Source organism: Leptolyngbya sp. Heron Island J (assembly GCF_000482245.1).
GTDB lineage: Bacteria > Cyanobacteriota > Cyanobacteriia > Phormidesmidales > Phormidesmidaceae > Leptothoe.
In genome coordinates this window covers 67363-93925 of the sequence record NZ_AWNH01000095.1, presented here as the reverse complement: position 1 = coordinate 93925, position 26563 = coordinate 67363, and the positions used below count along the sequence as shown (strand labels likewise).

Below are 26563 nucleotides of genomic sequence, written 5' to 3'. Positions count from 1 at the left end.
TACCAAGAGTAATTACTCATCTTCATCAACCAGCGGCAGCAGCATTTTGGGGAGTTCTTCTAGAATTAACTGGTATGTGATAGGACCACGAGTGTTGCTAGCCCAAAGAAAATAATCTAGAAAAAATACGTGCCCATCCTTAAAGGCTTGCATTTGACTAAGAAGCGGATGGTTGCCCCATTGTTGTTGAATTTTGTCCTGTGGATACGGTTCATTTTCTGACCAACTTTCTGACCAAGCCATCACGAAGATCAGATCAGTTTCAATCTGGGGAAATATCTCAACAGAAATGGGTGAATTGCCATCAGGTAAAAGGGAAGAGGCTTCAGAAGTAACAATCTCAAATCCGATCTCTCGAAGTAAATTGGATGCTGTGCTGTCTTCCAAGAAGAAAATGGTACCAGCCAAATCGTCAGGCGCAATCACTAGCACTCGGGGGTGGGCTGCAACTACTGGAGCTAACTTTTCACGGGCGACTGCAATCTGTTCGGGATAACGCGCTAACAGATCTTTGGCTTGCTCTTCTCGGTCTAGAGCTTTCGCAATACCGTTGATGCTATAACGCCAGTGCTGGTGATCATTTGGCCCAATATCACTAAACAGCAGCGTTGGCGCAATTTGAGATAAAAAATCGTACTGGTCTTCAAGGAACCAGTCTTCGCCTAAAATTATATCGGGCTGCGACTGTGCTAGGCGCTCCAAGGAAGGGCTGCGACGACTGCCTAAATTAATCGGTTGCGTGGTCACATAAGACCCTAGATAAGGAATTTGCTCCTCTGGCTGATCGAACGTTTGCGAACTAACGATGCCCATCTGCGCATAGGCAAATGGTTGAACGCCCAGGGACAAAACATGGTCAAGCACGGGAGGACTGAGCACCGCGACCCGCTGGGGTTGGCCACAAATCTCAGTTTCTCCCATTTTGTGTTCTATCATACGGCAATCTGTTGTCACAGGCATGGGCTCTGTTGCAGTTGGTGGTTCGACCGACGCACTCTGACATGCAATGCTGATCAGCGCCACGAACAGCAACAGCAGTAGAAAGCGAAATGGTGGACGCATTGGACGAAAAACCATTGTCATTGAAACTGAGTTAATTAACATTAGGTGAACAGCTTTCCTAAAATCGGATCGAAACCCTGCCTACAAGCGTAAACGGTCCGCCAGGGAAAATTAGGCCCGTGTTTTGAGTCGATTCAAAATAGTCTGTATTAAACAGGTTTTGAAAATTAAGCTGAGCTTGCCAATTATCACGATTATAGAAAATGCTGGCATCGCCACGCACATAGGAAGGCAAAACAACATTATTAGGGATTTGGGCTTCACGATCGCCCACATAAAACAGCCCTGCCCCAACTCCTAAGCCTTGTAAATCACCTGTTTGAATTTCGTAGGTCATCCACAGACTTGCACCTGAGTCAGGCGCATTAATTAAGGTGTCATCTTCAGGATTATTGTCATCCCCCTCAGAGATAAACGCATCATTAAAGAATAGAGAGCCGATAATATTCCAGCTGTCTGATATCTCCCCTGCCACGTCTAATTCAATACCGCGACTGGTAACTTCCCCAATCGGGATAGAAAAACCTAGATTTTCAGGATCGGTTCGGATGATATTGGTTTTAGTAATATCATAAGCTGCCAGATTAACAGAAACATCACCAAACTCTCCTCTAACTCCAACTTCGTACTGCGTCCCTCGTTCTGGCTCGATCACATCGCCATCAAACGTAGTAGCACTGTTGGGGATAAAAGAACGGCTGTAGCTAGCATAAATAGAAATGGGGCCGATGGGCTGATAAACTAAACCCACACGGGGTGAAAAGGCTTCACTTTCAAATTCATCAGATCCAACGAAAGGTTGACCACTAAAGGTAAGGTCAAATTCACTTTCAGTCCTGGCAAAATCATATCGTCCTCCGACTAACAGTTTGAGATTGGGCAACAGCGCAACTTGGTTTTGTAGATAAAAACCCAAAGTACGTCCCGTCTCATCAAAGCTCCCAACAGAATTACGACTCTCAAGGCTAGGAATCGGTGTACCATACTGTGGGTCGAATACATTTATTGCTAAAGGTTCATTCTCAGGATCAAAAAAATCAGCTCTTGATTCTGCTCCATCAGTTCGTGCTAGCTCGAATCCTGCTAATAGCTGATGTTCCACTGAGCCGGTGTTAAACTCACTGATTAAATCTGTTTGCCAGGCAAGGTTGTCGGCACTGAACTCTCGCTCAACATATTGTCTACCATTCTCGCCAGTCTCTGGATTAAATCCATTGAATAGTAAACGAAAACCGGTTTCGTCAATCTCAGAGAGTTCCGCCCCAAAACCGCTGCGCAGTCTAATATTCTCGTTAAAGCGGTGGTCTAAGGTTAGATAGAAGCTGTTGGTAGTACTCTCATAAGAATCGTCTGGCTCACTTAAAAATCGATCTCTAGGTAGGTCAAACGAAATCGGATCAATTGGTAACCCCTCGTCGTAAGTTTGACTCGAATCTAAATGCACATATTCCAAAGTCAGACTGGTGACATCGCTAAACTCATAGCGCAACGTAGGAGCCACGACAATTCTGTCTGACTCAACAAAATCTCTAAAGCTGTCACTATTTTGATAAGAGGCATTCAAACGATAGGTCAATCTCTCATCAGCTGTTAAAGGCCCCGAAAAATCTAGAGAGGGTTCAAGATAGCCAAAACTGCCGGCAGTAAACGCCAAATCATAAAATGGGGCTCGTGAAGGCTGCTCGGTGACAAAGTTGACGACTCCTCCCGGCTCTACTTGACCGTACAGCACAGAGGCCGGACCTTTGAGCACTTCAATCTGTTCCACTGTATTCGGTGCCGTAGCTAATGTGCCGCCCAGTGTTGATCCTGTTCGAAACCCATTTCTCAAAATGCTAGACTGGTCGAACCCACGAATCGTAAAACGATCGCTGGCGTTGCTGCGATCGCGTTGGCGCGTAACCCCTGAGACATTGCGCAGGGCATCGCCAATTCGAGTAATGCCCTGGTCTTCAATTACTTGCCGGGGAATCACCTGAATCGATTGGGGAATATCCCGCAGAGGCGTGTCGGTTCTAGTCGCAGTGGAGGCACCAGAGGGGTTGTAGCCTTCATCCCGCTCTCCAGTTACCACTAACTGAAGCACTCCTTCATCAGACTCTTCAGCCAGACCAGCCACTATGTCCAAGGTTAAACTCTCGGCAGTGGCGCTCACTTCAGCCGTAGGCGGAGCCTCTATTCCTATCATTTCCACCCGGACCCCTTCATCACTGGTAGTTACAGCTACCGAGGTAATACCCTCTGTCGGGTTAGTCTGCTGAAACTCACCTCCCTCCGGCAGCGCTAACACCGCATTTTGAATATCAACAATTAATGCATTACCTACGATTTGACGACTGGAGGTCGCTAATTCGCTATTGGCTGTCTCTAATACGATCTGTGCGCCCGTCTCTGTCTCTTCTACTCGTACCCTAGTAATGACAACTTGAGACTGAGCAATGTACGCCCTATAGACAGGTTGATCGGGATGAGAGAGCAGAGGAGCCGCAGTGATGACGTAGGGGAATAGAGAAGCTAGGATTGTCGAATCTGCAGTGGTGGCATCGAGCAGCGGCGCTGCTGTAGCTTTGAGATCTGGTTTTGTGCTCGCCCAGCTAACGGGACTATTCATCAGTAGACAACCGGATAGACAAAGCGTTAATCCACCCAGGCGTTGCTTCGCTGTCAACCGACGCTCTTTGCTCAATGAAGCCATTAGATTTCTTTTCCGACACCGTTTAAGATCAGTCGCAACGTATTGTTGCTAAGAACTGTTCTCAAAAAGATACTAGAGAATTTACGGATATAGGCACCCGCGATCGCACCTAGCCGGATCAATTTGCGCCCTAGCCGGATTTTTTGCTCAGTAGGTAGGCTTTGGGGTTGATGCCAAATTCTTTACGAAAAGCAGTCGCAAAGCGACTTTGACTGACATAGCCCACCGATCGCGCCACTTCTTTCACATTTAAGCGCTGCTCTTGCAGCAACTGACGCGCCGTTTCCATCCGATATTGATGCAGGTAGCCAAACACAGTGGTACCAAATATTTGACGAAATCCAACTTTGAGCTTGTAATCATTTAGGCTAACTTTACGAGCCAACTCCATCAGAGAAGGTGGGTTGTCAAGGTTAACCTTGAGGATTGTTCTAGCACGATAAATACGATTAATATCATCCGGTTTGAGTGAACAGAATACCCCTGGGCGTTTATCGTTCTCTTTGAGCTGTTCTAATTTCAGCGCAATCAGTTCTAAACACTTACTTTCCAGATAGATCTGTCGCGTTTTTCCATGAAATGGGCAGTTAAAAATTTGCTCCAGGGGCACTCTCATCGCAGGCGTAATCATATTGATTTCACTCAGCCAGCTGTCACCACAGGCCTCAAGACACTGACGAATTTCGGCTGGCAGGTCTGGCAGGGTATCTGCAACAATCTGACTGAGACCGCTCGAAGGCTCTAAGTGAATATCCGCTTTGAGGATAGGCTCATTGGCATAGGTAACGTCAATCCATTTGTCTGGGGTGTCATAGCTACCCCATTCAATAAAGTTTTCCCCCGTACATTTCCCCCGTCGATTCCCCGATAGATGAAAACCGATTTCACAGACGCATGCATCCTCATTGTTTGCTCTATTAAGGATATGTACATCCTCGTGAAACCGATAGTGAAATAGAGTGAGCTCAACGCCAGTCCACTGAATCGACTGAATATATCCCTGACCTAACCGTTCTGGAACAATCCGCCGAATATCAGAGAAGCTGGTACCTCCCAGGTCTTGGGGTTGCGGATTGGCCTGTTGCCAAAGCATATCGTAATCTGCACGGGAAATGGTGATGGTCATGGAATGAACCAAATCGACGATAAACCAGACATAAACATACCTGGCTAATAAGAATTACTCTTAACTAGGTTTAAAAAGTTGTCAAGCAGCGGCTGACTATCGTAATGATGAGGTTGCTCTGTTAGAGCATAGGTCTGGCTAACGTACAGCTGAATTCATCTGCATTAGCTGCGAAAATCGAGAGTGGGGATCGTGGGCTAGGGAGTTGAGATCGCCATATTCCACCTGTTCACCATTGTCCAAAATCAAAATCTGGTCGGCTCGCTCCACGGTCTGCAGCCGGTGAGCAATAATAATGCCCGTACGATTGAGCAATAGCCGATCTACCGCCTGTTCAATCAGCTGTTCTGTTAGCGGATCTAATCGTGAGGAAGCTTCATCTAAAATGACTAGCCCCGGATCTTTAAGAAATACCCGTGCAAACGCTAGCAGCTGTGCCTGCCCTGCCGAGAGACCACCGCTGTCAGCTCCAAGGTTAGTATCGAGTCCCTGGGGCAGTCCCTCTAACCAGGGAACCAACCCCAGCTCATCTAATGTTGCCCAAATTTGCTGATCCAAAATATGAGGGTTGAAAAACGTCAGGTTGTTACGCACCGTTGTTTGAAAGATCTGTACATCCTGCGTAACTAAGCCCACATGGTGCGGTAGCTCCTGCAATGGCACCTGAGAAATATTGACTCCACCTAGCAAAATTTCGCCTTGCTGAATGTCGTAAAATCGCAGCAGCAGCCGGGCCAACGTACTCTTGCCGCTGCCAGTACGCCCCAAAAGCCCGAGAATCTGTCCCGCAGGCAGGTGAAAAGTCAGATTTTGCAGTGTAGCTTCGTTTTCTTCATAGCCAAACCTAACGTTCTCAAACTCGACCGACAATGCCCCCTGAGGCAACGCTGCTTGTCCACCAGGATGCTGCTGGCCACGATAGCTGAGCAGATCTTGAATACGCTGAAAGCTGGCAGCGGCTTGCTGGAACTGTTCGAGTTCTTCTCGAATGCGTTCGATGGGTTCTTGGAGCTGTGTCGTGTAGTAAAACAACAGATAAACGGTGCCAATGGTGATGGCGTCTTGATACCAAAGGTAAGCACCGAGGGAGAGAGAAATGGCATTACCCAGGGTAAATAGCCCCACTGTGCCACCCCACAAAAGAGTACTGGTTAAACGAGCCCGGTGAAAGGCCGCTAGCCATCGACGCAAAATGCGATAACAGCGGTTCATCACATAGCTGACAGCACCGTTAGCACGAATATCTTCTAACCCACTTAGATGTTCGACTACAAAGCCATAAAATTCAGCACTAATTTCGCGATAGACCCGCCAGGGAGCCACAGCAATGGCCTGTAGGCGGGTGAGTAGACCAAAAGAGGCGAGAGCAAACAAACTCAGCCCCAGTCCAGCTCGCCAGTCTTCAAACCATAGGACACTCAAAATACCCAGGACCAACAGACCATTGCCAACAACTTGTAAAACAAACTGGGAGAAAAAACGAGAGAGGGCATCTACATCACCGTCCACCCGCTCTACCAGTTCGCCAGGAGTGTGGGTTTTATGAAACGCCAGATCTAGACTGAGACAGTGCTGGGCCAAGTCTAAACGTAACTGATTGGTGGCGGACCAGGCCAGGGTTTCACCGATGTAGGTGGCTGCGATCGCAAGTCCCTGACGTGCCAGAGAAATCCCCATAAACCCTAGCGCCACCATAATCAGCCGCTGCTGTGCTCCGCCCGCCAACGCCGTATCGATAAAGTACCGCAGTATCTGTGGGTTGAGCACCTGCAGACCAATGCTAGCCAGTAACGCCATAGCCATCCAAACCACCCGTCGCCGCTGCGGTCTGAGATACATCACCCAAAAATGGCGATACGATGCCTGCTTAACCAAGTGCTGCTCTCCCAAGTCCGTACCTTAGTGCAAGGAAGTGTAGCGAATGATAGTGCTTTAAAGGAGCCCCAGCCGGAGTTTTTTGATACTTACCCGGAATACGTCTGACAGTGTTTCTCAGAATTTACTTTGGCAGAGGCTCAATGCAAATCTATACCACCAGGCGACATGGCATACTCTTAATAAGAAGTTTTCCTATTAACCTAGGTTGGGCTGGCAGATATGGTAGAGCGGCTAAGTCTAAGTCGTTGGGATGAATGGCTTGATTCAGGCAGTTGGCGAGATCCGAGACTGCTCCATGCCGACCCGTCTGACCGCATCTATGTCTGTCCTACCCGGCTAGGTGATGGATATTACCAGCACATTTTCTTGGAAGAGGATACCAAACTGGTTATTCTCGACTACAGCGTACATCAGGACCTAGTTTTTGATGTGCTGGGAGAGTGCGATCGCATCGAATTTGAATTTCAACTGGCAGGCCCTCAGGCCGGTTATAGCTTTTTCATTCCCTATTTTGGTTTTCAAGAGATGGGGATTAAACGTGCCCGAAAACGTTATTTCAAGGTAGAGGTTTTCTTTGAGCCACCATTATTAAGTACCTACTTTCAAGCCGTTTTTGAGCGATTTACCCCCAAAAACAAACAGGTAGCAAACAATATAATGCAGTCTCTATATCTTGCCTGTGGTGGCGGCCCTACAATCACATCAACCGACCTATTACAACGAATTTTTGCAGCAAACAAGTCGTACTATCGCCCCACATTTGAGCAGTTGATGCCCGATCAGCTTTACAACGAAGTGTTCGCTCTGGGGTATGCCACTCGCAGTCCAATCACTGTAGCAATGCAAACGATCATTGGGCAAATCCTTAGCTGCCCATACTGCGGCCCAGATCGACGTATATATCTCAAGCAAAAAGCGATGGAGCTAGTGAACCTACGTTTAGAGGTGATGACGCGACCCAGGCTGCCATTGGATGAACTTAACCACATTTATCAAGCAGCTGCATTTCTACGAGAGAACTTGACCAATCCACCAACCGTTGAGACCTTAGCCCGACACATCGGCACTAACCGCCTCAAAATCAATCAAGGCTTTCGTCAGGTCTATGGCACCACACCCTTTGGCTATTTGAAAGACTATCGCTTAATGCAAGCTAAGCAATTATTGATGACGTCAGAACTATCCGTTGCCCAGGTTGCAACCGCTGTTGGCTACTCTAGTCGCAGTCGTTTTGCCACTGCATTCCGCAAGGAAATTGGTATTAATCCCAAGACATTTCAGATGCAAACATGGCACTATGCCAGTTAGCAGTGCCAGTTAACCAGCGCTCAAAAAAAATGCGTCTGGGGCGCAAAAATCATAGAAATAAATTTCCGACTCCCATAGCCTAGTTGACACTAATTCGCTTTTAGACCAACGGGGTTCAACGATTGGTCTGCTGTGGTGTGAGGGAAATCATGAAACGGTCATTGTCTGGTCTAAATTTACTACTGTTGTTAGCGATGGGGTGGTTAGCAATCCCTCAAACTGCCCTGGGACAAACGGATGAGAGCGAGACTGAAAAAGCAACGCCCCTGGCTCAGGTGTTAGAGGAATCAGAAGAGATTGAAGGCGAAGAAGAGGAGTCAGAAGAAGAAAGCGAATCTTTGCGGATTGTAGTAACGGGTGAAGAGGGTAGCCGCTACGTTGAACCCAATGCCACGACTGGAACTCGTACCGATACTCCTCTACGCGATATTCCCCAGTCAATTCAGGTAATTCCCCAGGAGGTTCTCGAAGATCAGCGAGTGATTCGCCTTAATGATGCCCTGCGTAACGTCAGCGGTGTGGTTGCTAGTTCCAACGATCCTAGAGGTCAGCGGTTTACTATTCGAGGCTTTGATAGTTCATCAGTGTTGCGAGACGGCTTCCGCCTGACGAATGGAGGAAATGGTAACAGTGGTTTTCCTGAGCTATCCCACATTGAGCAAATCGAAGTACTCAAGGGGCCAGCAGCAATTTTGTTTGGGGCGATTGAGCCCGGTGGTGCTATTAACCTGGTGAGCGAGCAGCCTCTGAGCGAGCCCGCCTATGAAGCACTTTTTCAGGTGGGCAACCGCGGCCTGGTTGAAGGCAGCTTGGATGCAGGTGGCCCACTAACAGAAGATGGTCGTGTCCGCTATCGGCTGAATGTGCTCTATCGTGATGAGGACTATTTTCGTGACTTTACCACCAACGTTGATCGTTTCTTTATTGCACCAGTGCTGAGCTGGGACATTAGCGATCGCACCGACCTTACCCTCGACATTGAATATCGCGACGACGAACGCCCAGCTGACTTTGGCTTAATAGCCATTGGGGACGAAGTGGCCGATATTCCCTTTGACAGACCCCTAGGAGAACTCGAAGATATCTTTGAAGGGAAATTTTTACGCACAGGTTACAACTTCGAACATCGCTTTAGTGATAATTGGAAGCTGCGGAATGCTTTTCACTACACCCGCTATGAATCCGAGTTTATCTCCGCTGGCGGTCGTCCCAGACTGGATGAAGCCACAGGCGACCTACTGCGCAACTTTATCTCCCTTGAGCAGCCCAGCAATACCTTTGAAGTTCAAACCAATATCGTTGGTGAATTTTCTACTGGTTCCATTGACCATACGTTACTGACAGGGTTTGATTTCTATCGCCGTGAGGATAAAGATGGCCTTGGTCGGGGTAATTTCTTTACGTTTGCACCCATTAATATCTTTAATCCTGTTTATGGACTCACCCCACGCCCCGACTTTAGTCAGGAACCCATATTCTTCGACGGGGATACAAATGTTAACTCCTACGGCTTTTATGTTCAGGATCAGATTGAGCTGGCAGATAATCTCAATCTGTTAGCAGGGATACGCTATGAAACCTTTGATCAAGAAGTTATTAGCCGCCCCTCCTTATTTTCGCCTGTTGCGTCAGAAACCAATACTAATGGCGATGCGTTTAGCCCCCGTTTAGGTGTGGTATACCAACCAATAGAACCGGTATCACTGTTTGCCAGCTACAGCCGCTCATTTATTCCCAATACAGCCCGAACGGTAGCTGGCGACATTATTGATCCAGAAGAAGGCGAACAGTTTGAAGTTGGGGCGCGAACAGAATTATTGGATGGGCGATTTGTTGCTAGTGTGGCCTATTTTGATATCACCAAACAAAATGTCTCAACCCCTGATCCGAATTTCTCCACATTTTCCATTGCTAGTGGAGAGCAACGCAGCCAGGGTATTGAGGTGGATTTAATTGGTGAACTTTTACCGGGATGGAACCTCGTGGCAAACTATGCCTACACCGATACTGAAATTACCGAAGATAATTCTGGATTGGAGGGCAACGAGCTGTTCGGTGTCCCTGAAAACAACGTTAACCTGTGGACCACTTACGATGTACAGTCCGGCCCCCTAGAAGGACTCGGATTTGGTATCGGCTTCAATGTAGTAGGTGAACGGTTTGGTGATAATGCTAATAGCTTTATCTTGGAAGATTACTTCCTAACTAATGCGGCAGTTTCTTACCAACGAGACAACTGGGAAATTGGCTTGAATGTTCGCAATCTGTTTGATCAAGACTATATTGAGAGTGCTGAAAACAGCAGAACAGCAGAGATTAATCCCGGTGAAGGATTTACACTCATCGGCTCATTTGCCGTTAATTTTTAAGCCATGGTGATGTTAAAACGACTTTTTCGTTGGGTAATGCTGGGTTGTTTAACAACGGCACTGATCGTTGGCTGCGGTGTTGCTGCCAACCAAAGCCCTACCTCCGACAGCTCAGTATCCACCGACTGTCGCTTGATCAAGCATGATGCAGGCGAAGCAGAAATTTGTGGAGAGCCGCAAACGGTGGTTTCCCTCAGTGCCCATGCCCTCGATTTGCTGCTATCCCTAGATCAGCAGCCTGTCGGTTATGTTACACCAGTCTCCTTTTATAAAGGAGAGATTTTTGATAATCCAGAGCAGCAAATTCCCTATCTAGGGTCTGCTATTACCACCCAGCCTATCAATTTAGGCAATGCTCAAAGTCCGTCCATGGAGAGATTGACTGCTTTAAAGCCCGATTTGATTCTAGGAGAAACGCGCAATGTTGAAGAATATAAGTTGCTCTCTCAGATCGCACCGACAATCTTGTTGGAGAACCGCACGGTTAAAGGTCAGTGGCAAGAGCATTTGCAAACCTTAGCTGTTGCGCTGGGCAAACCTGAAAAGACTGAGGCACTGTTCCAGCAGTATCAGACAAATGTCGAACAGGCCCGTCTTGACCTTACAGAGGTGACGTCAGCTCATCCTAATTTATTGCTTTTGGGGGCCAATCGTCTGGACGAGGGCGTGTATGTGATTCAGCCTAATACCTACTTGGGTGAACTTTTGGAAGACATTGGCTTTAAACTCGTAGCTCCCCCATCACCTGGAGATATGCCTAACGCTCCTGTATCCTTGGAGGCACTACCAGAGTTGGATACTGCCGATGCCATTATCATTCTGGGCTACAGCATGGACATTAACGATCCAGACCTCAAGCAGTCGATTGCACTAGGGGATCAGTCCATAGAGGAAATTGCAGAACAGCATCAGGTAAAGGCGATTCAACAAAGCTGGCAAAAAAATGCCATTGCCCAATCTCTCACCGCCAGTCAGGAAAACCGTGTTTACTTTGCCACCTACTACAAGTGGAATGGCCTCAATGGTCCCATGGGAACTGAGCTGGTTCTAGCACAGCTACGTCAGTTTTTTACAGAGTGAGTTGCTGATGTTTTGTCAGGTATTCAAATTTGTTCTTTGGACTATCATCCTTACCGCTCGGCCTTCTTCCCCCCATGGGGCAATATTGGTCATTTGGAGCACAAGACTACCGTCTGGTCTCTGAGAAAGTTGACTGCGCCAACCCCAGTCAGGACCTGATGGAGCCGCATATGTATGCTCGACAGTGAACAGCCCCCAAGCATTAGTGAGATATTGACAGCGCACAGGCTCGGGCTGATGCCAGCTATCTGTCCATGTTGCACCGTCATCATTGAATATGAAAGACCCCATTTTTGTTTCGCCTGCGTAAGCCCATGTGTAAGTAAGCACTCTGGACTCAATGGCTAGAATACAGTCACTAACATTAACGTCATTACCGTTAGGATCAAGCCATAACTCAGCCTCACCTTGCCATTGACTTCCCTGGAACTCATTGGCCCATGATTGCAACATTTTCATTTTCATCAGAAATCACTTAAATGATTTTTCTGTGTCTAACGGTTTCATTCACCGGATACAGTTAACCTTGGCAAAGCAACCAACCGAATTCCAGCGTTCCGGTACAGCGCGGGTGTTAAACAGCACTCATAATGTCCTCGTATTCTTGGTGGCTCAGTATTTTAGGGCTAACGATAGGAATTCCGGAGTCTGCCAAGAAGAAGGGCGTCTGTTTATAACTTCCATCAATACGTGCCCTGAAAACTCTAGTTACATTACGGATGATTGTAACGATGAGGTCTACTGGGTTCGCTTTTATTTCTCCCTGCGAATATGTTGTATTAACATGCACGCATGTAGCCCCAAAGGCATTATCCAGGGTGATCTCGGACGATTCCAAGCAGGTATGGATAAGACCAATAAAAGACATTTTATAGATTGGTAAAGTATTCCCGATCGGTGTATTACAGCAAGTCGTATACCAGCGCAGCAAACCAGTTTCAGTAAGTCGCATACATGCTAATACTTCAGTTCCTTGAGTAAAGGAAATATTTTTTGGTAGCGTCTGAACAATGCCTGTCCCACCATGACGATCAAGAATTTCACTCCCTTTGCCTAAAAAGTGAGCAAACGCCTGACAATCTCGGCAATAGCATATGACCCGATTTGCATGGGTGACATCATCAACAGTACCTTTAAGGCAACCACATCTACACTGTATTGGATGGCTCATTTCTCATTTCCCCAATCAACAGGACTTAATTGCTTTTGCTGTCTAACTGCTGTTTAACATCAATGTTCACCGGGTGGCGACGAACGACATTGATTGCAAAAAGCCGCGTGACCCGCGACTCTGTATGCAACATTTTGTTATCTGGCGGATTGGGTCAGCCCTAACCCGCCATTTCAACAATGGCCTCGGCCTGGGATTAGTTGCCAAGGATCTCAGTAAGACGATCTATAGCATCCATCTCGCCAGGAATGGCACATTAGGTAACCAAATCATCATCATTCTCTATTTGCCGTAACCTGCGTATGCCATATCCGCCCAGGGCCACTACCAGCCCACAGCTGGCAAATAAGGCCATCTGTAGTGCCATGCCAGCCCCAGGGCCTACACCAAAAATATCCCCTAATAACTGAGCCAGCGGTTGTCCAGGCTGCATAGCAGGTTCAAAAACATGATCGGCGAGGGGACCTGCGATCGCAGCCCCCAATGGTGTGGCCAACTGCGTCAACAAAAACCGTGTGGCAAACACTCGCCCTTGCACGTCTGGCTCAACTTTAGAGCGCCAGATCGCCTGGCTGCAGCTACCGGGAAACGGGGAACAAAATCCGCTGATCAGTGCCGTGCCAATTTTAGTAGCAACAGTTTGAGCCAGTGCCAGTACAATCAGCCCCACTTTCCAAATGGCGCTAAAAATCAACACGCCATGGATGCGTCGTTTAGGGCCACCCCAAAGGCTGAGGGTTAATCCACCCAGCAGCCCACCGGCACCAAAAAAAGAAAAAAGTGTTCCTAAAACAGTAGAATCATTGCCCAGACGTGCTAGCACCATGGCGGGCAACAGGCTAAAACTAGCACTGTTGATAAAGTTACTAATTAAGAAAAAGCTCAGCAGTACTTTGAGACTGGGGCGACGCCATAAGTATTGCAGCCCAAATGTCAGCTGTTGCCACACAGGTTCAGCGGTTTGGGGTGACGTTGTTGGCTGGGGAATGGTGACGGTGCTGAGGGTGGCGATCGCAATCCCAAATGTCACCAAATCAATGGTGAGAATCCCACTTAGTCCCGTCACCGCATAAATAGCTCCAGCAATGGCCGGTGCAATCACATAGCTGCCAGACATCTGTAATGATTCAAAGGCAGAGGCCCGAGCATAGTGTTTTTCTGCCACAATCAGCGACATGGAAGCCGAGTGGGCTAACCCTTGAATATAGCCGAAGAGACCATTAACGGCACCCGAGACATAGAGATGCCAGATTTGTAGATGATCCGTCAGAAATAACACCAGTAGGGCAATGGTGGAGAGTCCGGCGACGGTATCCCCTAGAAACATTAAATGTTTGCGATTAAACCGATCAACCCAGACACCGGCAAAGGGTGAAATCAACAGCCTGGGAATTTGGGTAACAGCCAAAATAAACGAAAGTGGCGTAGCTTGCCCGGTGACTTCCCAGGCCCAGATGGTAATGGCAAAATTGGTCATCTCAGAGCCCAACAAGGAGGCGAATTGACCTAGCCAAATAATTAGGAAGGTTTGCACACGGCCCCCAAAGCTATTTGCCTCAACCAGCTTAGGTTAACCAGCGACCTTATATATATAGGTTTTGGCTCCGAAACGCATTTTTTTTTGCGCCCAAAACGCATTTTCTAACTGGCCAGATACTTCAGTAAATCATCCAGGATGAGATTGGCTGACAGGTAGTTGCCAATCATTCAATGGGAGCTGTTTTTATAAACTCGATTGGTCTACATCTATGCTTCAAAACTCAATTGAGAATGAGCCAACAATCGTAAAAGGCTCACCAGGTCCAATACCAATTGTTCTAGTTCTGCCTGCGGACTCGATGTAGTCTATGTCAAACAAATTGCGAATATTGAGCGCTGCCCGCCAATTATCGCGTTCGTAGGAAACAGCTGCATTGGTCAGAAGATAGTCATCAGCGGTAAAACTATTGGCCGTGTCGCCAAAGCGCTCACTCACATAGTTAATGCCTAGACCGAAGCCTAGACCGTCTAAGGGGCCATTTTGAATATCGTAGGTGGTCCATAGGTTAACGTTATTCTCTGGCACGCCGGTTAGTCGATTCCCTTCATTGCCATCTTCATCATCAGTAATTTCGGCATCCGTATAGGCATAGTTGGCAATGATATTCCAGCCTGGTAAAATCTCTCCAGCAATATCTAATTCAATGCCTCGGCTACGTTGCTCGCCAGTTGCCACAGAAGAGCCAAAGTTGTCTGGGTCAGCGGTGGCAACATTCTCTTTAGTAATGTCAAACAAGGCTAAGTTGGCCGTTAGCCTCCCTTCTAAGAGTTCAGCCCTAGCACCAATTTCAAACTGTTTCCCCCGTTCGGGTTGAATCAACTCACCCTCCACGGTGGTTGCAGTATTCGGCAAAAATGACGTGCTGTAACTGCCATATAGGGAAACTTCTTCAATGGGCTGATAGACCACCCCTATCCGTGGTGTGAAGGCATCTTCATTGATGGTGGATTCAGAACTGGTTGGATTAAGGAAAGTTGGGCTGCTAGTGACTTCTTGCTCAATGGTGTCATAGCGAACCCCGGCCAAAAGCTTGAGATTATCCAGTAGGGTTACCTGGTCTTGAAGGTAAATGCCAAGCCCATCGTCGCGAATGTCTTGAAGGTTCAAAAGGGGAGTATCCTCTCTATCGGAACGAGGAAACGTACCGTAGACTGGATTGAAAACATTAAAGGGAAACGGTGAGAAAAAATCAAATCGAATATCATTGTCGTCTAAGACATTGCGAAAGAGGTCAACTCCAAGCAATACTTGATGCTCGATAGAACCCGTGTTAAATTCGCCCACAACATTCGTTTGTAAATCCAGCGCCGTCTCAACGCTATCATTAAAAGATGATGCTAAAAGAATATCTCCTGTGGTTTCATCCAGCACAGAAAGAGCTGTAATAATCTCAGACGATGCATCGCTTCTGAAAAAACTAAAGCCGTTCCGTAGTTTCCAGCGATCGCTAAAGCGATGCTCAAATTGGTAGGCAACTCGCAGGGTTTCTTCTCGAGCAATATCATCAAGCTCACCGACTACTAAATCACCGGGAACATCGGCTACTTCATCTCCCAGAGCAATCAATCCCAAATCTCCAGGACGCTCATCGTCAAGATATTCAAGATAGACAGTTAAATCGGTGCGGTCTCCAATTTGCCAGCTCATCGTTGGGGCCACAAAAAATCGCTCATCGTCCGTGTCAAAACCACGAAAACTGTCTTGATTTCGGTAGAGGGCATTTAAGCGATAGCGTAAGCGACCATCGGTGGTCAGTGGACCGGACAGATCAATACTGGGTGAGATCAGTCCTCGATTACCAGCCTGGAATTCTAAATTGTAAAACGGCTCACTGAGGGGTTGTTTGGTGACTAGGTTAATCGCTCCCCCTGGATTTATGGAGCCCGCCAGAATTGAAGCGGGGCCTTTGAGGACTTCAATGGTTTCAAGGTTAGAGAGTTCTAAAAAACCTACTCTGCCGCCATCATTTAGTCGAAATCCATCCCGCAGAGCAGTGGAAGCATTAAACCCGCGAATGATAAATTGTTCACCATTAAAGATGCGTTCGCTTCTGACCACACCACTGACATTTCGCAGGGCATCTCCCAGGGTAATTACCTGTTGGTCTTCGATCACTTCCCGAGGAACCACCTGAATCGACTGGGGAATATCGCGCAGGGGGGTATCGGTGCGGGTGGCGGTGGCGGTATTCGGTTCAACGTAGCGACTACCCTCCTCACCTGTCACCACAAGTCTTAGCGTTTCCTCTGCCTCGTCCACCTGGGCTACACCTGGCGTTATGCTTAAGGTCAACCCGTCTGCAGCTGTACTGACCGCAGCTGTTGGGGCCGCATCTGCCCCAGTAATCACCACCTGCACTCGGTTATCTGATAACTCTGTTACCTGCACCAGGGCAATGCCTTCAATCGGCTCAAACTGTTGAAACTCGTCCAGCGCTAGCACCGCATTGGGAATTTCCGCAATTAAGGCATCGCCTGACACAGTTGTAATGGGCGAGGCTAGCTCACCGTCTAACGTTTCTAACACCACATGCAAGCCTGTCTCAGTGCCTTCTACTCGCACGTTTGTGATTTGCACTGGCGAGGCTTCTCGTTGAGCTATCCAGTCTGTAGCGATATTGAGGGCTGGGGAATTGAAGCGTCTAGATCCTGCTTCAGACTGCTGTTGCCCGAGTACGGCCTCTGCGGCGGCAATCTGTCCCGCAGTTATGGTCAAACAGGTAAACAGCCTCAAACCAGACAACGACTTTTTCATCAGATTCCTCACACCAGTCCTCAAGCTCAGCTGAAATTCAGGCAGCTGGCTCTGCAGTCGCTACCATGATTCAGAAACTTCGCTTGCAGCTAATAATTCTCAACTAGAGTATGGGAATGGCTGATGGCTTTCTAGGGATTTTGAACCCGAGATGCAGTTTTTCGCTGATACGGGGGTGGAAAGATAAGCGTGACAGTCTACTAAGCAATACTTTGCCAGGCTTCTCTCTGAAAAGCCTTAGGATTTAAGCCTATTTTTTGACGAAATGCCAGGGCAAAGTTACTGCGACTGGTATAGCCGACGGCAGCGGCAACATCACCAATCGATAGGTCCGAGGTCATCAATAATCGGTGGGCCTGCAACAGGCGGCAATCGCGTAAGTAGCCAAAGGGCGTGGTGCCATATATCTCTTGAAACCCTTGATATAAATAAAAGCGATTGGTCTCTACCTGTCTGGCCAATGTCTCAATGGACGGCGGATTTACCAGCTGTTTTCGTAAGATGGTACCGGCCTGGTAAATATAGTCGAGTTGAGTCTCACTAGTGCGACGCTGTACCATCGCTTCCAGGTACAGATCTACCAGCTCAACTGCTTGGCGTTTTAGATAGGTGCGACGGGTTTTACCCTGATACGAACAACTGAGAATTCGCTCAATTATCTGTTCCATCGCGGGTGTGATCGGATTACGGGCAGCATCAAGGAGTGCGATCGCATCGGTATAGAGACTATCAGTTGACATTTGCTCAAAGGTGCAAGCATGGCCAGATGTCTTGGCGTTGTGGAAAATCTGGTTGAGCATGCCGATGGGGGTTAGGCTTGTCCCCCCTCCCTGGTATCGATATACCAACTGCACAATCCGCTCAGCAGTCTGTCGAGCTTGAGGAGACAGGCGCTCTATAAATGCCTGAAAATAGGGGATCAAGGTGGGGCGTTGGATCCAAATTTCAACCTTGAAACATCGTTGTTGCGATGGTTTGATCCCAAACTCCCTAAAGCCAAAGTAGGGAATAAACGAGCAATACCCAGCGTCAGGCCCCGCTAACCGAAACTCAAATTCCAGACAGTTGCCCTTACCTGGCCTGTCAACAATCCCATCCTGCTTAAGCGTATAGTCGAGTATTGCCAGGGTCAAATCATCTTGCAGCGCAATTGTTTGACAATAGCCTTCCCCAGCATGGGGCGAACAGATCCAAATGTGGTCAGAGTTATCCGCATGAAACAGCCGTGAATCATTTGAGGTTCCAGGTAAAAACCAGTCATCAAACCGATTCATCGTTAGTGGCGTTTTCATGGGGACACCCAGTGCACATGCTTGCTGTTAATAGGAATAGTTTGTATTAACTACCTATGTACGTCAACAAGTCATCCAGAATACGATTGGCTGAAATATAGCTGCCATTCATCCAATGGGAGCTGACTTCATAAACCTGATTGTTTTTTACCGCCTTAAGCTGAGACCAGAGAGGGTGCGCCTTCATTCGATCAATCTCCGCTCGCATACCTGTTGCAAAGCCCACGTTACCTTTCAACGTCGGAATAAAAATGACATCCCCATCGACCAAATCAAGGGCTTCTAAGGAAATGTTTTGTGGCCCCTGGGGTTGAGCCTGACTGGGCGGACGCGATATCCCAGCATCCGCTAATACACTGCCTGCAAATGTCTCGGTTCCTGAAGCTCTAATCAGACCTGGGATGAGAGTGATAACAGAAACCTGGGGTCGTTTGCCGGTTTGAGACATTTTTGCCTTAACTGTTTCTAGCTTAGCTTTGTAGCTTGAAACAAGTTTTTGGGTTTCGGCTTGTCTGCTTAAGGCTTCCCCACAGAGGCGAGTTAATTCTTTCCATTGATGGTTACTGTCTATATCAAATACGACCGTTGGGGCAATCCGTGCTAGCTGGCTATAGCCATTGCCCAGTCTGTATTTGCTGGTAAGGATAAGATCAGGTTTGAGAGAGATTATTTTCTCAAAGCTGGGCTGGACTGGACTGCCAACATCGGCCGTGATCTCTTTGTTTAACGATAGATGGGAAAATGAGTCCACCAGCCCATCTGGAACACCGATGGGCTGCAGTCCATGATCCACCACCGCCTCCACGGCTATGTACCCTAGCACAATCACCCGAGTCGGATTGGTGGGCACCTCCGTTTCACCAAAGGCATGTTTGATTCGTTTTATGGCTTTATTGGTAGTTGCTTGCTGGTCTGGTTGAGTTGCCCTGGTGCAAGCGGAGGCAATCAAGGCAGTAGATCCCATCAGCAAAAAAAATCGACGTTTGCAGGTCATAGGGACATCAAAATTCAATAGAAAATGAACCGATAACACTAAATCCTTCACCGATGGTAACAAAACCAGCCCTGCCATTGCGAGCATTGGCAACGTAATCCACATCAAACAGATTGCGGAAGTTTAGACCCGCTCGCCAATTGTCTTTTTTATAAGAAATGGCAGCATTAGTGAGAAAGTAGTCATCTAATGTAAATGTGTTGGCATTGTCGCCAAATCGTTCACCGACATAGTTAACTCCAAAACCAACGCCGACTCCCTCCAGGAGACCTTCTTGAATATCGTAAGTGGTCCACAGGTTAGCATTGTTTTCCGGTACACCGAATAAACGATTGCCTTCATTACCGCTATTGTCGTCGGTGATATCGGCATCGGTGTAGGCATAGTTGGCGATAATGTTCCAACCGGGCAGAATCTCTCCGGTGATATCTAGCTCAATCCCTTGGCTGCGTTGTTCACCCGTTGCAATTGAGAACCTAGCGTTATTGGGGTCGGGCGTAGCCACATTTTGTTTGGTTAGGTGAAATAGGGCGAGAGTGGCATTAAGCCGACCATCCAGGAGTTCAGCTTTGGCTCCGATTTCAAATTGTTCTCCCTCTTCTGGGTCAAGAATGTCACCCTCAAAGGTCATGTCGCCGTTAGGGACAAATGAGGTGCTATAGCTACCATACAGTGACAGTTCTTCAATGGGTTGGTAGACGAGTCCAACTCGAGGACTAAATGCATCGTCATTCTGGCTTGATTCAGAACCGATGGGGTTAAAAGCGGTGGGACCACTTGAGGATTTTTGCTCAGCGGTTTCATAGCGCAGACCGAGTAGGAGTTTTAGATTGTCCGACAACGTGACTTGATCCTGAATAAAAACACCCAGAGCTTCAACGGTGCTCTCTCCATTAACAAAGAAGGGTAGCGTTGTGGGGTCGGGACGGGGGCCATAGACTGGATCAAAAATATTCAAAAATTGCGGTGTGAAGAACCCGATTCGATCTTGGCGGGGATTCTCTCGTCGAAACAAATCTACTCCGGCGAGTAGGGTATGTTCAATGGTACCGGTGTTAAATTCGCCTACGACATTGGTTTGTAGTTCATAATGATTCTGTACCTGATTCCCAAATAGAAGGGCTCGCCCTAAATCTCCGGTGGCCTCGTTCAAAGGAAAAAAAGGAAAAAAGACATCGGTGTCTACATCCGAACGATTAAATCTGAAGGCATTGCGGATTTTCCAGTTGTCGCTAAAGCGATGTTCAAAGTCATAGCCAGCTCGAATCCGTTCACTTTCGGTCAAATCGTCTGGGTCACCCAAAACCCGATCCAACGGAATATCGGCGATGCCATCCTCAAACGCAACTGTCCCTGTCTCCAGGGGACCACTCGTATCGCTGTATTCAAAATGGGCGGTGAAATCGGTGCGATCGCTAATTTGCCAGCTGACAATGGGAGCAATAAAAAACCGCTCTATATCGTTGTTATAATCTTGAACACTTTCCTGGGTACGATAGAGGGCATTTAAGCGATAGCGTAGACGACCATCCTCTGTTAAAGGTCCGGAAATATCAAGGCTAGGCTCAATAAATTCTTGATTGCCCGCCCGAAAACTCAGCTCATAAAAAGGCTCGCTCAGGGGCTTCTTGGTAACTAAGTTAATCACGCCCCCAGGCTCCAAAGACCCAAACAAGATCGAGGCCGGGCCTTTAAGCACTTCTACGCTTTCTAGGTTAGCCAGTTCTTGATTATTAGGACTGCCAGCCGCCCCAAAGGATAAGCGAAACCCATCCCGCAGCACAGAAGCACTGGGAAATCCACGAATGATAAAGCGTTCAGCCGTAGCATTTCGCTCTTCTACGACTACTCCACTAGCATTCCGGAGGGCTTCATCTAGGCGAATTACCTGTTGGTCTTCGATCACTTCCTCAGGAATTATCTGAATCGATAGAGGAATATCCCGCAAAGGCGTGTCCGTGCGGGTGGCGGTGGCGGCATTGGGCTTAAAGTAGCGACTGCCCTCTTCGCCAGTCACTAATAGTCTCAGCGTCTCATCTGACTGGTCCTGCGCAATTCCAGGCACTACCCTTAGGATTAATCCGGTTAGTGCCGTACTAATCTCTGCAATTGGTGCAGCATCCGTTCCGGTAATAACTACTTGTACTCGGTTTTCAGGTAATGCTGACACTTGTACAACAGCGATACCCTCAGCAGGGTTAAACTGTTGAAATTCATCGCCCTCAGCTAACGCTAGAACGGCATTGGGAATCTCAGCAACAAGGGCATCACCTGATACAGTCGTAGTGGTTGCGGTAAGCTCACCGTCGGCTGTTTCTAGAATCACTTGCAAACCTGTCTCGGTTTCTAGTAAACGCACATTGGTGATTTGTGCCGGGTCACTTTGAGCGAGCAATTCTGCGGAGTTTAAAGAGGAGGATAGCTCTATGGCCTCAGCGTCTGTTTCTATGACATTCCCAGCTGCGAACTGGCCAGTCAGCGCTTGAGCGATCGCAACCTGCCCACCAGCAAGAGTCATCAGTGCCAGCAGATTTAAACCCAGTAACAACTTTCCCATCATCTTCCTCACACAAGCGATTGCCTCAACCCCACGGGCCGTTATGCCATACCCCGAATTTGAAGCGAATTATTCTCGATTAGATTAAATGTTTGGCCCAAAAATTCTGAACCCGAAACGCATTTCTTTTTTAGCTAGCAAGACTTTTCGACTGAGGCACATACTGGCTATGGAGCTGAAGGGCCTTGGGATTTAAACCAAACTGTTGACGAAATGCAGTGGCAAAGTTGCTACGGCTGGTGTACCCAACTTTGTGGGCGACCGCTTCAATGGCTAAATCTGATGTGATTAATAAATGTCCTGCCAGGGCCAGACGACAGCACCTCAGATATCGAAAGGGCGTGGTGCCATATACCTGATGAAAGCCCTGGTTGAGTTTGAAGCGATTTAGCCCGACCTGCCGTGCTAAGGCCTTGATCGACGGCGGATTGTTAAGATTACGGGCTAAAATTCTTCCAGCTTGGTAAATGCGGTCTAGATCGTCACCCACCAGCGGATATGAGATGGCATTTAAGTGATTCATTCCTCGCAGCATTAGGGCGACTAGTTCGAGGGCTTTATCTTCTAGATACGCCCGTCGTATCTGTCCGCCATGGGGACAGCTAAGGAGCTGATTAACTATCTGATGCATCTCTGATGTCATCGATCGCCAAAAACGGCCAAACGCACAAAAATCCAAGCTTTCAAATGGATCATTTGCACTAAATAACTCGGGTGAAGCAATTGTGCCGCTGAGAATCTGGCCAAATGCGGTCTGAGGTGATTTGGCATTAAGTCCATGTCGAGAACGATAAACCCAGCTGGCCCAGTCATACAGCATGGCTCGGTCCTGGGGTGGGAAATACTCAACCACAGTATGGGCGCAAGTCTCAAACATGGGGGCACTAAAAAGCACCTCCACCTTTAGCTGACGTGGTTGTGCTGACCGAATGCCAAAGCTATCTCGCTGAACAAGATGTGGGACAAAGGCACTCTGACCTGCCGCTGACCCTTCTATTTGAAATTCAAACTCCAAAAATGGACTGCGTCGTGAGTTTTTGTACAAGAAGGTGCTGTGTATTGAGTAATCCAGAATGACCAGACTCAGCCCTTCCCGTAAGGGAATCGTCTGTGTGTAGCCCTGGCCCACCTGGGGTGACCACACCTGGATCTGGTCAGACGAATCAGCATGAAATAGCCTGGGGTCATCAGGGCTACCGCAGTGGAGATAGTCAGATTGTTGATTAAAGAACCGGATCGCCATGGCGCTATCAGCTGCCAAGTGCAAAAATAGCAGTTGGCTTAATGATAATTATTTGCATTATTATGCCATGGTCAGTTTCACAAGGCGATTACCTTGCCCCATTGCCCAGTAGACTTTAGCCTGAAAACATCACTCTGACAGATTACTGGCTTCTATTATCGGTTAAGAAAAACTGGCGTAGCTGCTCCAGAATGAGCTCTGCACCGATGGGACCATTGAGTCCATTCCACTTATAGAAAGTGGTGAAGTAAACTCGGTTTTCTTGACTGGCGGTGAGAGATTGAGCAATGCTATTGGTTTGCCAATCTTGCTGAATTGTTTTCACTTGATGCGTCTCCAATAAATCTCCCATCGACGTATCAGCAGATGGGTCTGATTTTTCCAGTCCCTCGCTGGTATCAAAATTCCAGCCCAACACAATAATGGTGTCAGCATCATTTAGCTCTGGCAATGCCTCAATTGACATCAGTGGAGTAGAGGCATTAATCGCAGCAGCAGGCGGTGGTATGATCTGAAATCCTATTCCAGCAAGCAGCGCCCCCAAATAGCTATCCGGAGCAATAACAACAAAGCCCTCGTCCAAGCGGTTAGCTCCCAACAGCAACAGTTTAGGATGGGCAGCTACCACCTCAACTAGATCAGCACGAGCGGAGGCAATAGCTGCCTCATATTGCTGAATCACGGTTTCTGCCTTTGTATCCATACCCAGAGCTGTGGCCAGATCTTGCAGACTCTCTTGCCACTTTCCTAAAGCCGTTCGATCATTCCACAAAAGCGTAGGGGCAATCTCAGATAACAGCTCATATTCATCGGCGTTACGTCCCCCTTCACCCACAATTAGGTCTGGCTTGAGGCCCACGAGGGCTTCGAGAGAAGGGGTATGATCGCGGCCCAAATTGATAGGTTGGCCAGTGAGGCGCTCGCCCAGATAAGGAATTTGCCGGGCTGGATCATTAAACACCTCTCCAGTATGAGCATTGAGGGGTAAAGTGCTAGCAAAGGGCTGCACATCCAGCGACAGCAATAAATCAAGGATATGAGCACTCAGGGTGACTACTTTCTGCGGTTGTCCGCAGATTTCCGTTTCACCCAGATCATGTTGAACTATTCGACAGCCTGAGGCTGGTTGAGTTGTAACTTCAAGTGCTGAATCATTGGCTGAATCATTCCTTGCTAAGAGACCACAGCCAACGATGAGACTTATGGTCAAAACACTTAGCAGTAGCCAATTCGCAAATCGTTTTAGCCTTGACATCGATTCAAAACTCAATGGAGAAAGAGCCTATCAGGGTAAAGTCCTCACCAGGGTATATATTTCGTCTACCCCCGCTAGTACTTTCGATATAGTCTATATCAAACAGATTGCGAATATTCAGACCTGCTTGCCAATTATCGCGTTTGTAGGAAATCGCTGCATTGGTCAAGAAATAATCATCTAATTGAAAACTGTTGGCATTGTCGCCAAAGCGCTCTCCCACATAGTTCACTCCAAGGCCAAAGCCTAGACCTTCTAAAGGTCCATCCTGAATATCGTAGGTGGTCCACAGGTTGACGTTGTGCTCAGGCACATTAAATCTTCGGTTGTCTTCGAGGTCGGAGTTGTCTTCTGTAATTCTGGCATCGATATAGGCGTAATTGGCGATGATGTTCCATCCCGATAAAATTTCACCCGCCACATCGAGTTCCACACCCTGACTGCGTTCTTCCCCTATAGCCACAGAAAATAGGGGATTATTTGGATCTGGCGTCGATACATTTTGGAGGGTGATGTCAAAATAGGCCAGGTTAGCAGCCAAGCGTCCATCCAGAAATTCGGCTTTTACCCCTACTTCATACTGCTCTCCCTCTTCAGGATCGAGGAAGTCAGTGCTAAAGCTTGAGGCAGGATTTGGACTAAAGGAGCGACTGTAACTGGCAAATAAAGAGACTTCCTCAATCGGCTGATAGACCAGACCTATACGAGGGCTAAAGGCATCGTCCGTCTGGGTTGAGTCCAAGCCAGGAAAAAAGGGGGAAGGCTCAACCACCCTTTCCTGCTCAAAGGTCTCATAGCGGATGCCGGCTAACAGCTTGAGATTGTCAGCAAAGGTAATCTGATCTTGTAGGTAGACCCCGAGGAAATCCAGTTGAAAGTCTCCATCAAACAATGCAGGTAGGGTATCGAAATCTGGTCGCGGAGTCTGACCATAGACCGGATTAAAAATATTCAGGGGCGCAGGAGTTAAAAAATCATTCCCCGCAAGGGTAAATTCGTCTCGCCGTCTGAGATCAACCCCAGCCAGTAGCGTATGCTCGATCGACCCCGTCGCAAACTTGCCTACCACGTTGGTTTGTAATTCGAAAAACTCCTGTTCAAATTCAAAAAGTTGAAAGTTGCGACTCAGATCACCAGTGGTCTCATCCAGGAAATTGGACCCGGCATTAGTCAGCCTTTCATCACGATTAGCGTAGCTAAAGGCATTGCGTACTTTCCAGTTGTCGCTAAAGCGATGCTCAAACCGGTAGCCAGATCTAAGATACTCAGTGGTGACAATATCCTCCGGTTCACCCAAGCTGCGATTGAAGGGAATGTCCGCGACTTCATCACCAATGGCGGCTATACCAAAGTCTCCTGGGTTCTGCTGGTCAATATATTCAAAATCAATGGTGAGGTCGGTGCGATCGCTAATTTGCCAACTCACCACCGGAGCAATAAAAAACCGCTCGATATCAGGATCAAAGTCGCGGAAGCTGTCTTCAGTGCGATACAACGCATTCAGCCGATAGAGCACCCGTCCATCCTCGGTGAGTGGCCCAGAGATATCCACACTGGGCTCAATCAGCCCCCGATTCCCCACTCGCAGACCCACCTCATAAAACGGTTCACTCAACGGTTGCTTCGTGACCAGGTTAATCGCTCCCCCCGGCTCTACCGCGCCAAATACAATTGCCGCAGGCCCTTTGAGCACCTCAATCTGCTCGATATTGGATAGATCCTGAGGAACCAGATTGGAGTTAGTGCCACTCAGGCGAAAACCATCTCGCAGGATGGTGGCATCATTAAAGCCTCGCAAATTAAACCGTGGCCCCCGAGGATCTCCGCCAGATGGGGTGACACCACTGACGTTACGCAGGGCATCTTCTAGGCGGATCACCTGCTGATCTTCCAAAACCTCGCGGGGAATCACCTGAATTGATTGGGGAATATCACGCAGAGGTGTATCTGTGCGGGTGCCAGTGGTGGCATTGGGTACCACATAGCGGCTGCCCTCTTCACCTGTTACAACAATCCGCAAAGAGTCTCCCTCTGTGTTGTCTACTTCTTCGTCTTTCGACTCTTCTTCACTATTATCCAATTCATCTGTTGTTTGCACCAACATCTGAACTTGTTCCAACTCAGTAACTTGACCTAATGCCTTGTATGGTATGGCTAGATAAGCTGCCACCACAGCTAAAATCACACAAACATTCCAATTTAGTAACAACTTTCCCATCATGTTCTCACACCACGACTA

17 protein-coding genes are annotated in these 26563 nt (G+C 47.9%); 3 read left to right on the top strand and 14 right to left on the bottom strand.

The features are described 5' to 3' along the window. Window positions 1–12: 12 nt before the first annotated feature. The 4 genes from N836_RS64690 to N836_RS64675 all read right to left on the bottom strand — a co-directional run bounded on the left by N836_RS64690 (window position 13) and on the right by N836_RS64675 (window position 6758). Window positions 13–1077, bottom strand: a complete 1065-nt coding sequence (locus N836_RS64690) for an ABC transporter substrate-binding protein (protein WP_161635028.1) — start codon at window positions 1075–1077, stop codon at window positions 13–15. Between the two features lie 43 nt (window positions 1078–1120). Next, a complete protein-coding gene (locus N836_RS64685) occupies window positions 1121–3757 on the bottom strand; it encodes a TonB-dependent siderophore receptor (RefSeq protein ID WP_051394677.1) in 2637 nt (878 codons plus the stop codon). A gap of 130 nt (window positions 3758–3887) precedes the next feature. Next, on the bottom strand, window positions 3888–4883 hold the full coding sequence (locus N836_RS64680) for a helix-turn-helix transcriptional regulator (RefSeq protein WP_023075470.1): 996 nt from the start codon (window positions 4881–4883) through the stop codon (window positions 3888–3890). 138 nt (window positions 4884–5021) lie between these two features. Further along, window positions 5022–6758, bottom strand: a complete 1737-nt coding sequence (locus N836_RS64675; protein ID WP_031293874.1) for an ABC transporter ATP-binding protein — start codon at window positions 6756–6758, stop codon at window positions 5022–5024. Between the two features lie 222 nt (window positions 6759–6980). On the opposite strand from N836_RS64675, the gene N836_RS73795 reads away from it, so the two are divergent. The 3 genes from N836_RS73795 (at window position 6981) to N836_RS64665 (ending at window position 11518) form a co-directional block, all read left to right on the top strand. Next, window positions 6981–8069 carry a helix-turn-helix transcriptional regulator gene (locus N836_RS73795; RefSeq protein WP_023075468.1) on the top strand — a complete coding sequence of 363 codons (1089 nt, stop codon included), beginning with the start codon at window positions 6981–6983 and terminating at the stop codon, window positions 8067–8069. Between the two features lie 149 nt (window positions 8070–8218). Next, window positions 8219–10438 carry a TonB-dependent siderophore receptor gene (locus N836_RS64670; protein ID WP_023075467.1) on the top strand — a complete coding sequence of 740 codons (2220 nt, stop codon included), beginning with the start codon at window positions 8219–8221 and terminating at the stop codon, window positions 10436–10438. Between the two features lie 3 nt (window positions 10439–10441). Continuing rightward, on the top strand, window positions 10442–11518 hold the full coding sequence (locus N836_RS64665; RefSeq protein ID WP_023075466.1) for an ABC transporter substrate-binding protein: 1077 nt from the start codon (window positions 10442–10444) through the stop codon (window positions 11516–11518). 15 nt (window positions 11519–11533) lie between these two features. Here N836_RS64665 and N836_RS64660 read toward each other — a convergent pair whose 3' ends face one another. The 10 genes from N836_RS64660 to N836_RS64630 form a co-directional block, all read right to left on the bottom strand. Next, the gene (locus N836_RS64660; RefSeq protein WP_161635027.1) at window positions 11534–11971 is read right to left on the bottom strand and encodes a hypothetical protein; all 438 of its coding nucleotides are present in this window, start codon (window positions 11969–11971) and stop codon (window positions 11534–11536) included. Between the two features lie 121 nt (window positions 11972–12092). Beyond that, entirely contained in the window at window positions 12093–12689 is a 597-nt protein-coding gene (locus N836_RS0139200; protein ID WP_031293871.1) for a DUF6151 family protein, read from the bottom strand. A 256-nt stretch (window positions 12690–12945) separates the two neighbouring features. Then, the gene (locus N836_RS64655) at window positions 12946–14223 is read right to left on the bottom strand and encodes an MFS transporter (RefSeq protein ID WP_023075463.1); all 1278 of its coding nucleotides are present in this window, start codon (window positions 14221–14223) and stop codon (window positions 12946–12948) included. 219 nt (window positions 14224–14442) lie between these two features. Beyond that, a complete protein-coding gene (locus N836_RS64650; RefSeq protein ID WP_023075462.1) occupies window positions 14443–16983 on the bottom strand; it encodes a TonB-dependent receptor in 2541 nt (846 codons plus the stop codon). Window positions 16984–17183: 200 nt separating this feature from the next. Next, the gene (locus N836_RS73790; protein ID WP_081716970.1) at window positions 17184–18275 is read right to left on the bottom strand and encodes a helix-turn-helix transcriptional regulator; all 1092 of its coding nucleotides are present in this window, start codon (window positions 18273–18275) and stop codon (window positions 17184–17186) included. 46 nt (window positions 18276–18321) lie between these two features. Continuing rightward, window positions 18322–19239, bottom strand: a complete 918-nt coding sequence (locus N836_RS64645) for an ABC transporter substrate-binding protein (protein ID WP_161635026.1) — start codon at window positions 19237–19239, stop codon at window positions 18322–18324. Between the two features lie 37 nt (window positions 19240–19276). Beyond that, a complete protein-coding gene (locus tag N836_RS64640; RefSeq protein WP_235071159.1) occupies window positions 19277–21787 on the bottom strand; it encodes a TonB-dependent siderophore receptor in 2511 nt (836 codons plus the stop codon). A gap of 169 nt (window positions 21788–21956) precedes the next feature. Beyond that, complete coding sequence (locus tag N836_RS73785) at window positions 21957–23087, bottom strand: helix-turn-helix transcriptional regulator (protein ID WP_152532255.1); 1131 nt, start codon at window positions 23085–23087, stop codon at window positions 21957–21959. Between the two features lie 124 nt (window positions 23088–23211). Continuing rightward, window positions 23212–24324: an ABC transporter substrate-binding protein gene (locus N836_RS64635; RefSeq protein ID WP_023075457.1), complete on the bottom strand. Its 1113-nt coding sequence runs from the start codon at window positions 24322–24324 to the stop codon at window positions 23212–23214. Between the two features lie 4 nt (window positions 24325–24328). Then, a complete protein-coding gene (locus N836_RS64630; RefSeq protein WP_023075456.1) occupies window positions 24329–26545 on the bottom strand; it encodes a TonB-dependent siderophore receptor in 2217 nt (738 codons plus the stop codon). Window positions 26546–26563 lie beyond the last annotated feature (18 nt).